Source organism: Hydrogenovibrio sp. SC-1, from assembly GCF_002848135.1.
Lineage (GTDB): Bacteria > Pseudomonadota > Gammaproteobacteria > Thiomicrospirales > Thiomicrospiraceae > Hydrogenovibrio.
Genome location: NZ_PKGB01000009.1, coordinates 73350 through 87100, shown reverse-complemented (window position 1 = coordinate 87100; position 13751 = coordinate 73350). Strand labels below are relative to the sequence as shown.

The 13751-nt window shown below is 44.6% G+C and carries 11 protein-coding genes; 3 read left to right on the top strand and 8 right to left on the bottom strand.

Features of this window, described 5'->3' with window-relative positions:
- Window positions 1-14: 14 nt before the first annotated feature.
- The 3 genes from minE to minC form a co-directional block, all read right to left on the bottom strand.
- A complete protein-coding gene (gene minE, locus CYQ88_RS06710) occupies window positions 15-269 on the bottom strand; it encodes a cell division topological specificity factor MinE (RefSeq protein WP_101840584.1) in 255 nt (84 codons plus the stop codon).
- Window positions 270-272: 3 nt separating this feature from the next.
- The gene (gene minD, locus CYQ88_RS06705; RefSeq protein WP_101840583.1) at window positions 273-1085 is read right to left on the bottom strand and encodes a septum site-determining protein MinD; all 813 of its coding nucleotides are present in this window, start codon (window positions 1083-1085) and stop codon (window positions 273-275) included.
- 68 nt (window positions 1086-1153) lie between these two features.
- A complete protein-coding gene (gene minC / locus CYQ88_RS06700) occupies window positions 1154-1852 on the bottom strand; it encodes a septum site-determining protein MinC (RefSeq protein WP_101840582.1) in 699 nt (232 codons plus the stop codon).
- 273 nt (window positions 1853-2125) lie between these two features.
- On the opposite strand from minC, the gene dauA reads away from it, so the two are divergent.
- The 3 genes from dauA (at window position 2126) to CYQ88_RS06685 (ending at window position 6572) form a co-directional block, all read left to right on the top strand.
- Window positions 2126-3826, top strand: coding sequence for a C4-dicarboxylic acid transporter DauA (gene dauA, locus CYQ88_RS06695; RefSeq protein ID WP_101840581.1), 1701 nt, complete (start codon window positions 2126-2128; stop codon window positions 3824-3826).
- 109 nt (window positions 3827-3935) lie between these two features.
- Window positions 3936-5333 carry an adenylosuccinate lyase gene (gene purB / locus CYQ88_RS06690; protein WP_101840580.1) on the top strand — a complete coding sequence of 466 codons (1398 nt, stop codon included), beginning with the start codon at window positions 3936-3938 and terminating at the stop codon, window positions 5331-5333.
- A 75-nt stretch (window positions 5334-5408) separates the two neighbouring features.
- Window positions 5409-6572: a cupin domain-containing protein gene (locus CYQ88_RS06685; protein ID WP_101840579.1), complete on the top strand. Its 1164-nt coding sequence runs from the start codon at window positions 5409-5411 to the stop codon at window positions 6570-6572.
- 49 nt (window positions 6573-6621) lie between these two features.
- Here the strand turns inward: CYQ88_RS06685 and CYQ88_RS06680 are convergent, their stop codons facing one another.
- The 5 genes from CYQ88_RS06680 to CYQ88_RS06660 form a co-directional block, all read right to left on the bottom strand.
- Window positions 6622-9534, bottom strand: coding sequence for an insulinase family protein (locus tag CYQ88_RS06680; protein WP_101840578.1), 2913 nt, complete (start codon window positions 9532-9534; stop codon window positions 6622-6624).
- 89 nt (window positions 9535-9623) lie between these two features.
- Window positions 9624-11747: a polyribonucleotide nucleotidyltransferase gene (gene pnp / locus CYQ88_RS06675; protein ID WP_101840577.1), complete on the bottom strand. Its 2124-nt coding sequence runs from the start codon at window positions 11745-11747 to the stop codon at window positions 9624-9626.
- Window positions 11748-12034: 287 nt separating this feature from the next.
- Entirely contained in the window at window positions 12035-12301 is a 267-nt protein-coding gene (rpsO, locus tag CYQ88_RS06670; protein ID WP_101840576.1) for a 30S ribosomal protein S15, read from the bottom strand.
- A 111-nt stretch (window positions 12302-12412) separates the two neighbouring features.
- Window positions 12413-12907, bottom strand: coding sequence for a Crp/Fnr family transcriptional regulator (locus tag CYQ88_RS06665; RefSeq protein ID WP_233188834.1), 495 nt, complete (start codon window positions 12905-12907; stop codon window positions 12413-12415).
- On the bottom strand, window positions 12882-13751 hold the full coding sequence (locus CYQ88_RS06660; RefSeq protein ID WP_101840575.1) for a methyltransferase domain-containing protein: 870 nt from the start codon (window positions 13749-13751) through the stop codon (window positions 12882-12884). The genes CYQ88_RS06665 and CYQ88_RS06660 overlap by 26 nt, the downstream gene beginning before the upstream one ends.

Sequence of the window (13751 nt, the reverse complement as noted above, 5' to 3'; positions counted from 1 at the left end):
AAAAAATACCCTCGTTATTTATCTGGCAATACCAGATTCAATTCAAGGACTTCAAAGCCATTGGCTTCATCAATGGAAATCTGCAATTGCTCCTGGTCAATTTCCACATATTTTGAAATCACCGCTAAAATTTCATCGCGCATTTGAGGCAAGTACTCCGGTGCATGACGTTCCGAACGTTCGTGCGCCAATAAAATTTGTAGCCGATCCTTGGCTAAATTGGCCGTTTTCTTTTTCCGTTGTCCCAGTAAATAATCTAATAATGCCATCCGCTACTTCCCAAACAATTTTTTGAACAGGCCTTTTTTCTCAGCCGTTAAGAAACGATGGGCTTTTTCTTCGCCTAGAAACCGATCTACCACATCAGTATAGGCCTGCGCCGCATCGGCTTCCGTATCCAGGATAACCGGTTCACCCGCATTAGATGCATTGAGCACCTGCTCTGATTCGGGAATCACGCCTAACAGTGGGATATTGAGTAGATCCACGACATCTTCTACCGACAGCATTTCACCGCTTTCCACTCGGCTTGGGTTATAACGCGTCAGCACCAAGTGCTCAACAATCCCTTCGTCACCCGATTCTGCCCGTTTAGACTTAGCCTGTAAAATCCCTAAAATTCGATCTGAATCACGCACGGAAGACACTTCCGGATTGGTCACAACGATGGCTTCATCCGCAAAATATAAAGCCAATTGCGCGCCCTTCTCAATACCGGCAGGGGAATCGCAGATAATAAAGTCAAACCCATCCGCTTTTAAATCTTCAATGACTTTTTCAACACCTTCTTGGGTCAAAGCATCTTTATCACGCGTTTGCGAAGCGGCCAAAATATAGAGATTTTTAATTCGTTTATCGCGAATCAGTGCTTGATTCAAAGACGCTTCCCCTTGAACCACATTGACAAAGTCGTAAACTACCCGTCTTTCGCAGCCCATAATTAAATCCAGATTTCTTAAACCCACATCAAAATCGATGACCGCGACCTTAAATCCTTTTAAGGCCAAACCGGCTGAAATACTTGCACTGGTAGTGGTTTTTCCGACCCCACCTTTTCCTGAGGTTACAACGATTACGCGTGACACCTAAGCGACTCCCTAGATTAAATGAATTGAATAAAATTTGTAAATATTGGCCTGAGCCGTATTCTAAACTATCCCAATAAACCCGTGTTAAAAACCAATCTATTGTCTTGCAAGCTGACCTCAACAAAACCCTTTTGATAGGCGGGATCAATATCTTCAGACAATTGATAGAGTCCGGCAATACACACTAATTCAGGGGACAGTTGCTTGGCAAAAATTTTAGCACTGGTTTCACCCGCAGCACCCGCAAACACCTTGCCCATGACCTTGCCAAAAACATGAACGTGCCCATCCGCGACCACTTCAGCGCCTGGATTCACCGAACCCATAACAATCACATCTCGGTCTTTCGCCACGATTTGCTGGCCTGACCGAACCGAGCCTTTAACCATTAAGGCGGACTTTAATCCGGTTTGTTCTGTCTCTGGCTGAACTTCTGAAGACTGCTTGGACGATTTTTTTGCTTTTTCAACGGGAAAAACCGCCAGGCCTGCATAGTCTGCCTGTTCTTTAATTCCCTCATCTTCGGTCCGAACACCAATGGGAATCATTTGACGCTGCCGTAAATATTCGACCAATAGCGCTAAAAAAGTGGGATCCGACAAAGCAACCTGCGGCGCCAACACCACTGGTACCCCCACAAAAAAATCGGGCGCTTGATCGATTTTTGCGGCAATCGCCTGTTTGGTCTCATCAATTTGATCACTAAAAAGACTTAACACCGTTAAGGATAATATTGAACCTTTTAAATCGACGACTTTGCTCATGAAATGGCTAACTTCCCTATCTAATAAAGCGGGAATCTTACTTTAGCGAGCGCAGACAGTCAAAGCCTTGTTTAACAATTTCAACACCGCTTTATTTTGTTTGACCATACCTGTTTCTGGAATTGACTGATGGTAAGATATGATTAGCACATTGACGACCGAAAGACCTATATTGCGATTATTGAAAAATCATATTGATCATTTTTTGTGTTATTGAATGACGATAAGCCTGAGTGCTTGTATAATAGCCGTTTTATTTTTATTGGACTCGATATGTTCTCCGCGCTCAAAAATTCCTTTGAAGATCGTATTAGTTCAGCTTCCATTCAAGGCGATATCAATGCGGGATTAACCGTAGGCGTCATTGCGCTACCGCTTTCAATGGCTCTGGCGATTGCAATTGGGGTACCACCACAACATGGGCTTTATACTGCCATGATTACCGGTATTTTGGTTGCCCTGATCGGCGGATCGCGTGTGAACATTTCGGGTCCAACAGCTGCTTTCGTGGTAGTGCTATTACCGATAGTGCAGCAATTTGGTTTTGGTGGGCTGCTGATCAGTGGATTTCTGGCAGGTGTCATTCTCGTGTTGCTGGGTCTATCAAAACTGGGGCGGCTCATTGAAATTGTCCCCTACCCAGTGATTATTGGCTTTACGGCTGGAATTGGCGTAGTCATCGCCACCTTTCAAGTCGTCGATTTCTTAGGACTAGAGGTTGCCACTTTAGAAGGCCATTTTTTCGATAAAGTCTGGCAAATCCTGCTGGCCTTACCCTCCCTTGACTGGCAAGAGGCCATTATCGGTTTCATTACCTTATTGGTACTCATTCTTTGGCCCAAGTCTCACTCAAAAATTCCTGGACACCTGATTGCCATCCTGGTGGGCACCCTGATTGCGATGGGGCTAAATGTCAGTATTATTGGCTTTGATGTTGAAACCATTGGCAGCCGTTTTCAGTTTGATGTAAATGGCCTTATCGGACAAGGTATCCCGCCTCTGCTCCCACAGTTTGAATGGCCCTGGAATTTACCGAATGCCAATGGCACTCCCATTGGCTTTAGTTTTGAACTATTCCGCACCCTACTACCTGCTGCGATGACCATCGCCATTTTAGGCGCATTAGAATCCTTACTTTGTGCAACAGCGGCAGATGGAATGAGTGGTAAAAAGCACCAGCCAAATGACGAACTAATTGGCCAAGGCATTGGGAATATGGTCGTACCTTTCTTCGGTGGTATCCCTGCAACCGCAGCCATTGCCCGGACAGCAGCCAATGTCAAAGCGGGCGGAACAACGCCTTTGGCATCCGTGATTCATGGTTTATTTATTTTATTAGCCATTATCGTGTTTGCGCCGATCTTATCCTATATTCCAATGAGTTCCATGGCCGCCTTATTAATCATGGTTGCTTGGAATATGAGTGAATCACATCATTTTGCCCGTATTATAAAAAGTGCACCACGTGGCGATGTAATCGTATTGCTAACTTGTTTCATTTTAACCGTGCTGTTCGATATGACCATTGCCGTCGCCATCGGTATGGCCATGGCCGCCAGCCTGTTCATTAAGCGAAGCATTGACGTGACGACCAATGATCGAGTTCCTCAACATGAGCATCCGAAAGGCTTGCCCGATGAAATCGCTGTTTATGACATTAATGGCCCTTTGTTTTTCGGAACCGCGCAAAAAACCATGAACCAATTGAACACGGTTTCACCCGAAGTACGCATTGTGGTGTTGGATATGCGTGAAGTCAGCATGATTGATATGAGTGCGATCATTGCAATGGAAACCATCATTCAAAATTTTGAAAAACACAAAATCAGTATGGTCATTAACCAACTCCAACCTCGACTATTGCTTAAACTGCGCAAAGCGGGCTTACGCAAACGCGAAGGGAAAATTGAATTTACCAATGCGTATGATGACGCCATTGCACACGCCAAAGCCTTATTAGCGGATTTAAAATAGTCACTCAGCAGAATCCAATTTTACCCAGGCCTGATGACTTCTCCCCTCAATTATCAAAGAGAATCGGTTATAATAGCCGCAATTTTTAGCTTGAATAGGAACTGGAATCATGCAACTGTCAGAATTAACCGCCATATCTCCGATTGACGGCCGTTACGGCGCGAGATTATCGAATTTAAAAGAAATCTTCAGTGAATATGGTTTAATCAAAAACCGTGTCAAAGTCGAGGTTTCTTGGTTACGGATGTTGGCCAATCACCCTGGTATTCCAGAAGTTCCTGCCCTGTCTTCCGAAGCAGAAGCCCATTTAATGCAATTGGTGGATGGCTTTACCTTAGACATGGCGCAAAGAGTCAAAACCATTGAAAGCACGACTAATCATGATGTCAAAGCAGTTGAATACCTGATTAAGGAACATTTTGAACAGAATGCTGAATTAAATACTATCAGTGAATTCGTCCATTTTGCCTGCACCTCAGAAGACATTAACAATTTGGCTTATGCATTGATGTTAAAAGATGCCCGCTCACAAATTATTGTGCCTGAAATGCAAACACTGGTGGACAAGATTGCCAACATGGCCGAAGAGATGGCTGACATTCCGATGATGTCTCGTACCCATGGCCAGCCAGCTTCGCCCACCACGGCTGGGAAAGAATTTGCCAATGTCGCTTACCGTCTGCAACGTCAAATCAAACAACTGATGAATACCCAAATTATGGGGAAAATAAACGGCGCAACCGGTAACTACAATGCCCATTTAGCCGCTTATCCAGCCATCAACTGGTATGAACTCACCGAACAATTTGTACAAAGCCTGGGCTTAGCTTGGAATCCTTATACCATCCAAATCGAGCCCCACGATTACATTGCCGAATATTTCCATGCCATGCAACGTTTCAATACCATTTTGATTGATTTCGACCGCGATATTTGGAGTTATATTTCCATTGGCTTCTTTAAACAAAAAACAGTTGCCGGTGAAATTGGCTCATCCACCATGCCGCATAAAGTCAATCCAATCGATTTTGAAAACTCAGAAGGTAATCTCGGGATCGCCAATGCGATTTTTGATCACTTGGGTCAAAAACTCCCCATCTCTCGATGGCAGCGTGACTTAACCGACTCAACGGTATTAAGAAACCTTGGCGTGGGCGTTGCACATACCATGATTTCACTCAAAGCGACTCTAAAAGGACTGAATAAATTGGACGTCAATGCGCAAGCGATGGCGGACGATTTAGATAATAACTGGGAAGTGTTAGCTGAGGCTATTCAAACGGTTATGCGTCGTTATGCCATAGAGCAACCTTATGAAAAGTTAAAAGAACTTACTCGCGGTCGTCGTGTTAATAAACAAATCATGCAAGATTTCGTCGATACGCTGGAACTGCCGGAAGAAGCGAAACAACGCTTAAAAGAAATGACTCCAGCGTCTTACATAGGAAATGCGACTCAGCAAGCGCAGGCCATTGAGCTGGCATTGACTATGCTCAAAGGTCGCTAAGCGACTCCCCTCCATTAAAAGCAACCAGGCCTGGTTGCTTTTAACCCTTCTTCCCTTCTGCATTGGACGCGCGATATGATTCAATTTAACGAGATTAGCCTCGACACATTTTTAAAGGACTATTGGCAAAAACAGCCTTTAGTGATCCGCAATGCGTTACCTGGGTTTCAATCTCCCATCACTGCTGAAGAATTAGCCGGGTTATCGCTCGAGGATGAAGTTGAAAGCCGTCTGGTGATTCAACAATCCCCCAATGATTATCAACTCCGTAAAGGGCCATTTGACGAGCAGACTTATGCTAACTTGCCTGATCAAGACTGGACCCTACTGATACAAGGCATGGACCGACTGATTCCGGAAGTCACCGCGTTGCTAGAGGAATTTGATTTTTTACCGCGTTGGCGCATTGATGACATTATGGTCAGTTATGCCGTGACGGGAGGCAATGTTGGCCCGCATTACGACCATTATGATGTGTTCTTACTGCAAGCGGCCGGTAAACGACGCTGGCACCTCACATCACAGGATTGCACCGAAACCAATGCCATTCAAGGTGTTGACCTACGATTAATGCAAAGCTTCAACATTGAAGACAGTTTTGATTTTGAGGCCGGCGATATTCTCTATATTCCACCGAAATGGGGACATCATGGCATTGCCCTTGATGATGACTGCATGACCTATTCGATTGGCTATCGTAGTTATCGCGGTCAAGAACTATGGGATAGCTTTGGTGACCACCTTTCAGAAACCAATGGCTTCCAGGCGCTATATCAAGATCCTCTATGGCAACCTAACCTCAATCCTGGTGAGATTACGGATGCGGCCGTTACCCAAGCCCAACAGTTATTAGAATCCGCATTAGCCGATCCAAAACAGCTGAAAACCTGGTTTGGCCGTTTTGCTACCCAACTGGATCCAACCAGTGCACAACAGCTGCCCGAACCGCTAACAGAAGCAGAAACGCCGAAGTTAAGTGAGTTTTGTGAAGCGTTACCAACGGCAACCCAGTTTGAAAAAGACCCTGTTTGTCGCTTTGGCTACACCCAGCTCGATCAAAATCTATTGCTATATATCAATGGTGCGATATGGGATAAACAAGGCGCAACAGATGATTTTGTTAAAACCCTGTGTAATCAATCCGTATTAGCGCCTAGTGACTGGCAAAATCCGGACAATTATGCTTTATTATTCGATCTGTGGAAATTGCAATACTGGATATTGGCAGAACCCAGCTAAACCAAAACAGGTTTATTTGGATTCTACCAACGCATTAAAAGTTCGCGAATTATAAGGTATGAATATCAAACCCGTCTGCTTCCAATTCAGCCACTTTACCGCTGTGCGTTAATACCGCCACTGAGGCCTTTTCAGGTTTCAAGTAAGTTTGCGCAACTCGCTGGCAATCAGCTAAAGTGGTTTGTAAAACCCCTTGTCGATGCTGCATTCTCAAATCATGGGTTCGACCATAAAGTGACTGATAAAACGCCTTTCGAGCCTCACCCGCAGGTGAGCCGGGTTTATCGATGGAACTGACCACGTTTAAAATGGCTTCATCCACTTTCGCTTGTGTGGCCTCAGGCCCCATGATCCAATCCAAAGCGACATCAAAATCTGACAGCGTTTCTAATAAACGTGGATCGCGATAAGAGAAGAATGCAAAGGCACCCGCTTCACTGTTATAACTGGCACCACCGCCATAAGCCCCGCCTTTCTCGCGAATCTGAGCATGCAAAAAGCCATTTCGCAAACAAGCACCCAACACCGATAACACAGGGGCATCTGCATGCCCAGCCATCACCGCTGGATAAGACTTCGCACAGAAATTCACTTGGGTACTGGTTACCCAGGCCTGGTGAATTTTTTGGTGGGAAGCGCTCAATTGTAAGCCCTGCTGTGCCGAAGTTTGTTTCATTAAGTCTTGCCAGCGCAGTGTACTGTTAATCGCCCCATCCAAACCATTTTCATCCGCAATCACTAACGATTGCTTATCGGCCTGTAATAACTTGGCCTGAATCGACTGAAACTGATCAATGATGTCATCTAGCCCACTGGGGTTAGAAAGTGAATCGTAGAGACCTTTAATGGTTTGAATGCCGGCAAACCCAGTGCGTTGAAACTGCCAACTGGCGACAGCGGAGGCATTCTGGTTCGCAGCGGACATAGCTAAACCATGGCCATTGCCTGTCACCCCTTGATCGACTGAGGTGCGAATTTGACCGATTAAATCTTGAATCCGATCCCGCTCATCAAATCTTACAGACTGTAGGGTTTCCAACATCAAATCTGCCAATGCATTTTGATTCCGATTGAGCGCTTTACCTGACAAAATAAAGTGACTGTAAAAGGCTTGATCGTCAAATAGATGAGCCCGAACGGCACTGCGTGCAGAAAGCCCGCCAGTCACCGCGGCTTGTAGCGATTGGGTTTGCAGATAATCTCGCCCTGCTGACCCCATTTCCGTTAAGCAGGCATTGAATAAAGGTAATACCGCCTGTTCACCCTCAGTTAGGTCAGGCAAGGATAGCAAAAGTTGTTGATAGGTTAAGCCATTCGTCCCTGCCTGATATGCAGTCAGTTTCGGGGCTTGATGGGTTAGCGTCGGATCGATTTGTTTAATCTCTGCAGGCACATCATCCTTCGTCACTTCTGGCAATATCGACACATCATCTTGTTGCTCCTGACGCGCCTTTAAGGCTAACGATTGGGCGACGATCGCCTGTTTTTCTTCATCAGACAAGTCAGACTGAATAGCGGATAGCCGTGCTTTTTCGGCATCCTCTTGCTGTTGCGAAAGCTGATCATCCGGAGCCAAGGTTAAACAGACACGATGCGGATTATCCAATATCCACTGTTGAATCAATTCGGGAATAAACCGTGGGTTTTCCGCTTCCAGGCGTAATTGCTTCAAGGCAGCATCGGTATCTAACAGCGCAATCGGATCCCCATCATGCATCGCACCCGCCATGGATTGCATAATCAACTGTAATCCGTAAGGGTAACTATCGCCGCCGATTTCTCTCTGTGAAAACTCTAATTGATGCAACATCGCTTCTACTTGGTCTGCATCGACGCCCTCATCCACCACCTTTTTCAAGGTCGTTAAAATGAGCGTCTCAATTGCCTGAGCATGTTCTGGGTCCGTCCCTTGCGCACCAACAGCAAACACCATCTCTTTATTTGAATCTTCCAACCCGCATAAAGGTGATGGCGCATTCAACAATTCAGACTGTTCTAAAGCTTGTCGCAAAGGCGATGCGCTATTATCCAATAAGATTGCACTTAATAAATTCCCTTTGAGCACATCCATTGGATTTTGATTTTCGCCCAATAACCACCCCATCACCACATGGGTTTTACGGCTTAAATCGGCCTCATTCAACGCATAGTGACCATTGACAGATTTTGGTTCGGTATAGCGATTCTCTGTCGAGACCCGAACTTTATCAACCGTTGAAGAAAACCGGGACAGCGCTAGCGCCTCAAATTGCGTTTGATGTTGCTCAGCAGGAATATCCCCATAAGTGAAAAAGACTGCATTGGATGGGTGATAATGAAATTGGTGGAAGTCGACCAATTGCTCGTAACTTAATTCTGGGATGTCTTCGGGATCACCGCCACTATTATAGTGATAGGTTGAAGTGGGATAGAGTTCAGCCGAAAACTTTTGCCAAAGCATCGAAACGGGCGAACTCATGGCTCCCTTCATTTCATTAAAGACCACCCCTTTATAAGTCAATTCCGACTCAGGATTATCCATTTCTGCAAATTCTAAGCGATGCCCTTCTTGCAAAAAATCTAGGCGTTCGATCTTTGGAAAAAACACAGCATCCAAATAGACCTGTAATAAATTTTGGAAGTCTTTACGATTTTCAGTGGCAAATGGATAAGCCGTCCAATCGCTTGACGTAAACGCATTCATAAAAGTGTTTAATGAACGCCGAATCATCATAAAAAATGGATCCCGAACCGGATAACGGTCACTACCACATAATACTGTATGCTCTAAAATATGCGCGACCCCAGTTGAATCCATCGGCACCGTTCTTAACGCAACCATAAACACATTCTGCGGATCGTCGGCAGCTAAATGATAATGATCCGCACCGGTAACTTTGTGCTTAAAGTGTTGGACGGTGAGCTTTAGGGAGTCAATCGCGTGTTCGTTTTGAAATTCAAAGGCAGGATGATGAGCAGTCATATAGGGTCTCTAATAAACAGTTTTTAGAATTAAAACCGTTAAAAAAAGCCGTATAAACGGCTTTTTTAACGGTATGGAGCCAAGTAGCCTTAGTCGTCTGACGTATTAGCAGATGCTTGAGCATCTGCGGCAACAGCTTTCATCGACAACTTAACGCGGCCTTGCTTATCAATATCTGTCAGTTTCACTTTAATCGCCTGACCTTCTTTTAAATACTGATTCACATCTTCTACACGCTCTTCAGCAATTTGAGAAACATGTACCAAGCCTTCACGGCCTGGCATATAGGCAACAAAAGCACCAAAATCAACGATCTTCTTCACTACCGCATCATAGGTTTTACCAATTTCTGGCTCAGCGGTAATTTCGGCAATCCGTGCTTTAGCGGCATTGGCCGATGCATCATCAACTGCTGCAATTTTGACATTACCATCATCATCAATTTCAATAGTCACACCCGTTTCTTCGGTAATGGAACGAATGGTTGCGCCACCTTTCCCAATAATTTCACGTACTTTTTCTGGCTTCACTTTGACATTAAAGAAACGCGGTGCTGTCGAAGCAACATCAGTATTAGAAACATCAATGGCTTTTTTCATTTCGCCCAAAATATGCAAACGACCGGCTTTTGCTTGCTCTAACGCAATTTCCATGATTTCTCGGGTAATACCGGTAATTTTAATATCCATTTGCAAGGCGGTGACACCTTGATCTGTTCCCGCCACTTTAAAGTCCATATCCCCTAGATGATCTTCATCCCCTAAAATATCAGACAAAACGGCGAAACCTGATTCTTCTTTGACCAAGCCCATCGCGATCCCTGCAATCGGTGCAGCGATCGGTACGCCGGCATGCATTAAGGACATAGAGGTACCACATACCGTTGCCATAGATGAAGAACCATTGGATTCGGTAATTTCCGAGACAACCCGAATGGTATAAGGGAATTCATCGGCAGTCGGCAATAAGGCTGCAACCCCACGACGCGCCAACATACCATGACCGATTTCACGACGACCAGGTGAACCAACACGACCACACTCACCCACAGAGTAAGGAGGAAAGTTGTAATGCAACATAAAGCGATCACTATAAGACCCCAATAAATCATCAACCAGTTTGGCATCCTTTTCGGTTCCCAGTGTGGTCACCACTAACGCTTGGGTTTCACCCCGCGTAAACAAGGCTGAACCATGGACTTTTGGCAAAATGCCTACTTGGCAATCAATTGAACGAACAGTTTGCGTATCACGACCATCAATTCTTGGCTCTCCGGCAATAATACGACCGCGTACGATTTCTTTTTGTAACTTAGAAACCATCTTTTCAATATCAGCAGTGTCATACCCTTCTGGGTTGGCTTCTGAAACTTCTAGCTCTTCAAGTGCTTTTTGTTTTGCCTGATCAATCGCTGCATAGCGATCCATCTTATCGGCAATGGAATAAGCCGCTTCAATGTCAGCACGAATCGCCGAAAAAACCTGATCTTTGAGTGCTTCATCTTCGAGCACCGCTTGCCATTCCCAAGCAGGTTTGCCCGCTTCGGCTTTTAACTCATTAATCGCTTGAATGGCGGTTTGCATTTGTTCATGACCGAACATCACGGCACCTAACATCACTTCTTCAGACAATTCAGAAGCTTCCGATTCAACCATTAACACGGCATCGGCGGTACCAGCGACGCTTAACTCCAAATCAGACGTTTCCAACAATTCAACAGAAGGGTTTAAACAATATTCTTCATCAATATAGCCAACAACAGCCGCACCAATTGGTCCTTCAAACGGGATTCCAGAAATGGCTAACGCGGCTGAGGTTCCCAACATGGCAGGCACTTCGGTTCCGATTTCTGGATCCAAAGAAATGACTGTCGCAATCACTTGAACTTCATTCATAAAGCCTTTTGGAAATAATGGACGGATTGGACGATCAATTAATCGAGACGTCAGTGTTTCTTTTTCTGAAGGACGTCCTTCTCGCTTTAGGAATCCACCCGGAATGCGACCCGCTGCATACGCTTTTTCTTGATATTGCACGGTCAATGGGAAAAAATCCTGACCCGGTTTAGCACTTTTAGCAGCGACCACCGTGACCAACAACTGGGTATCGCCCATTGCGATCATGACAGCACCGTCGGCTTGACGAGCAATTTCACCAGTTTCAATACGAACTTGATGTTGACCATACTGGAAGGTTTTGGTAATTTTTGACATTCTATTATCCTTGTTTCATGAAGCTCAATCGGTATGAGCAGAATTGGCTTAGCCATTGAAACCTGAATCCTCAGCGGCTTTTAAGACTCACACATCTGCGTAAGTTGAAAACAACCGCTGAGGATTCAGGCTTTAAAAGGTTTCTGGCTGGTTGTGACTCAATAACGCAGTCATTTTACAACAAAATGGCGGTCACACAACCATCAAAGCACGTTTGTCTTGATAAAAAAAAACCTCAGCCAAGGCTAAGGTTTTTTAAAGGTATCTCTGTGACTGTCAACTTAACTTTACTTACGCAAACCAAGCTTTTTAATCAAGTCAAAATATCTTTGTGCATTCTTTTTGTGTAAATAATCTAATAATTTACGACGACGACTAACCAATCTCAATAAACCAGTACGAGAGTGGTTATCATGAATATGGGTTTTGAAGTGTTCTGTTAGATAAGTGATGCGGTGCGTTAATAATGCAACCTGTACTTCTGGAGAACCGGTGTCCCCTTCTGATGTTGCGTAATCCGCAACAATAGCAGCTCTTTGCTCTGATGTTAACATTTAAATATTCCTTATTTAAATCGGTTTAAAAATTCATTCCGCAACCGATGGCAGAATCAAGCTGTGAATTATACACAATTTGCTATCAATGTCTATTGATTTTAACCGCTTTTAATGGCGACCAAACCCCGTCATATAATGCTTTAAATGCGACACATTGTGGCTCATTGAACGAATCAAGTGATCCAGGCTTACCACCGCATTCTCAACTAGGTTCACCGCAATATAGGGATGTTCCACTTTTAAACGGTCATACATGGCACGATTCAATTCTAACAAGCACACTTCTTTTGATTTCGCCGACATTTTTAACATCCGTGGCTTACGATCAAAAAAGGACATTTCCCCAATTAAGTTACCGGGTCCCTGACAACCAACTTCCAAATCATTTTTACCGTCATTAACCGTTAAGGTGACTTTACCTTTTAAAATAAAAAACAACGAATCACCAATATCACCTAGCTCAGAAATCACGTCTCCTTTCTTTAAACGCAACTCTTTTAGAAAAAGATGCAACACTTCCACATCAGCTCTGTGTAAGGATTCACAAATTGCATTAGCTTGAAAATATTCAAACAATTCATCCGCGCTCATTTCTAACATCATCAGTCTCCCGTTTTTGTGCGATAAAAGACGCAACAGGGCGTCCATCTTTTAAGGCATCTATTCTATCAACAATTACGTCAAAAGCACCAAAGGTTTTTGCCAGTTCCCCTTTTTTTAAAATATAATTTGGGTTTTTAGGCGATCCCATCTGCTCCACACCTTCAACAAACGTTTGTATCACCACATACCCTCCTGGCTTGAGCATTTGTGCCATTTGGGCAACGACAGATCGATTGAGAAAACGCATCATCACAATCAAGTCCAATTGCTGCTCAGGCAAACATCCATCCGCTTCAACAGCGCAAGCCCGCCAATCAATCGGCACTGTTTGACCCGTTGACTGCGCGAGTTGTTCAGCGCGCTGCAATACCCGTTGCTCTCGATCGATAGCAATCACCTGCCAACCACGCAACGCCAAATAAACACTATCACGACCACCGCCACACCCGATATCCAATGCCAAGCGACGATTTGATAAAACCATTGAGGGTAAATCGTTATTTTCAAGGTGCTTAATAAACTCTAATAATAGCGGTGTGGGTTGCCATAATGCACGAGAATCTGAACCTAAAACGACCAGGCCTGGGTGTTTTTGGCAGTATTGTTCAAACGCATAAAGAGTCATCTGATTCGAAATGGAATAGCCCTTATCGATTAAAAAGGCGCTGGCAGTAGCGAGTGTCAGATCATCGCCCAGCAATTGCAAGCTTGCTGGGCGCTCGGGTAGTTCATTGAGACGAGTTTGTAAATCTGGCCACGGCAAGTGGGTTGCCTCAAGATAATGCCCAGATTGATAAGCATCCTCAGCACGCAAATCAATTAAAGGCAGATGGGCGTCAATCAT

What these genes read in the sequence shown, in the direction of transcription:
- CYQ88_RS06685 (WP_101840579.1), top strand. Translation starts at nt 5,409, where the DNA reads ATGATTCAATTTAACGAGATTAGCCTCGACACATTTTTAAAGGACTAT.
- CYQ88_RS06665 (WP_233188834.1), bottom strand. Translation starts at nt 12,907, where the DNA reads ATGATGTTAGAAATGAGCGCGGATGAATTGTTTGAATATTTTCAAGCT.
- purB (WP_101840580.1), top strand. Translation starts at nt 3,936, where the DNA reads ATGCAACTGTCAGAATTAACCGCCATATCTCCGATTGACGGCCGTTAC.
- CYQ88_RS06660 (WP_101840575.1), bottom strand. Translation starts at nt 13,751, where the DNA reads ATGATTGACGCCCATCTGCCTTTAATTGATTTGCGTGCTGAGGATGCT.
- dauA (WP_101840581.1), top strand. Translation starts at nt 2,126, where the DNA reads ATGTTCTCCGCGCTCAAAAATTCCTTTGAAGATCGTATTAGTTCAGCT.
- minE (WP_101840584.1), bottom strand. Translation starts at nt 269, where the DNA reads ATGGCATTATTAGATTATTTACTGGGACAACGGAAAAAGAAAACGGCC.
- minC (WP_101840582.1), bottom strand. Translation starts at nt 1,852, where the DNA reads ATGAGCAAAGTCGTCGATTTAAAAGGTTCAATATTATCCTTAACGGTG.
- rpsO (WP_101840576.1), bottom strand. Translation starts at nt 12,301, where the DNA reads ATGTTAACATCAGAGCAAAGAGCTGCTATTGTTGCGGATTACGCAACA.
- pnp (WP_101840577.1), bottom strand. Translation starts at nt 11,747, where the DNA reads ATGTCAAAAATTACCAAAACCTTCCAGTATGGTCAACATCAAGTTCGT.
- CYQ88_RS06680 (WP_101840578.1), bottom strand. Translation starts at nt 9,534, where the DNA reads ATGACTGCTCATCATCCTGCCTTTGAATTTCAAAACGAACACGCGATT.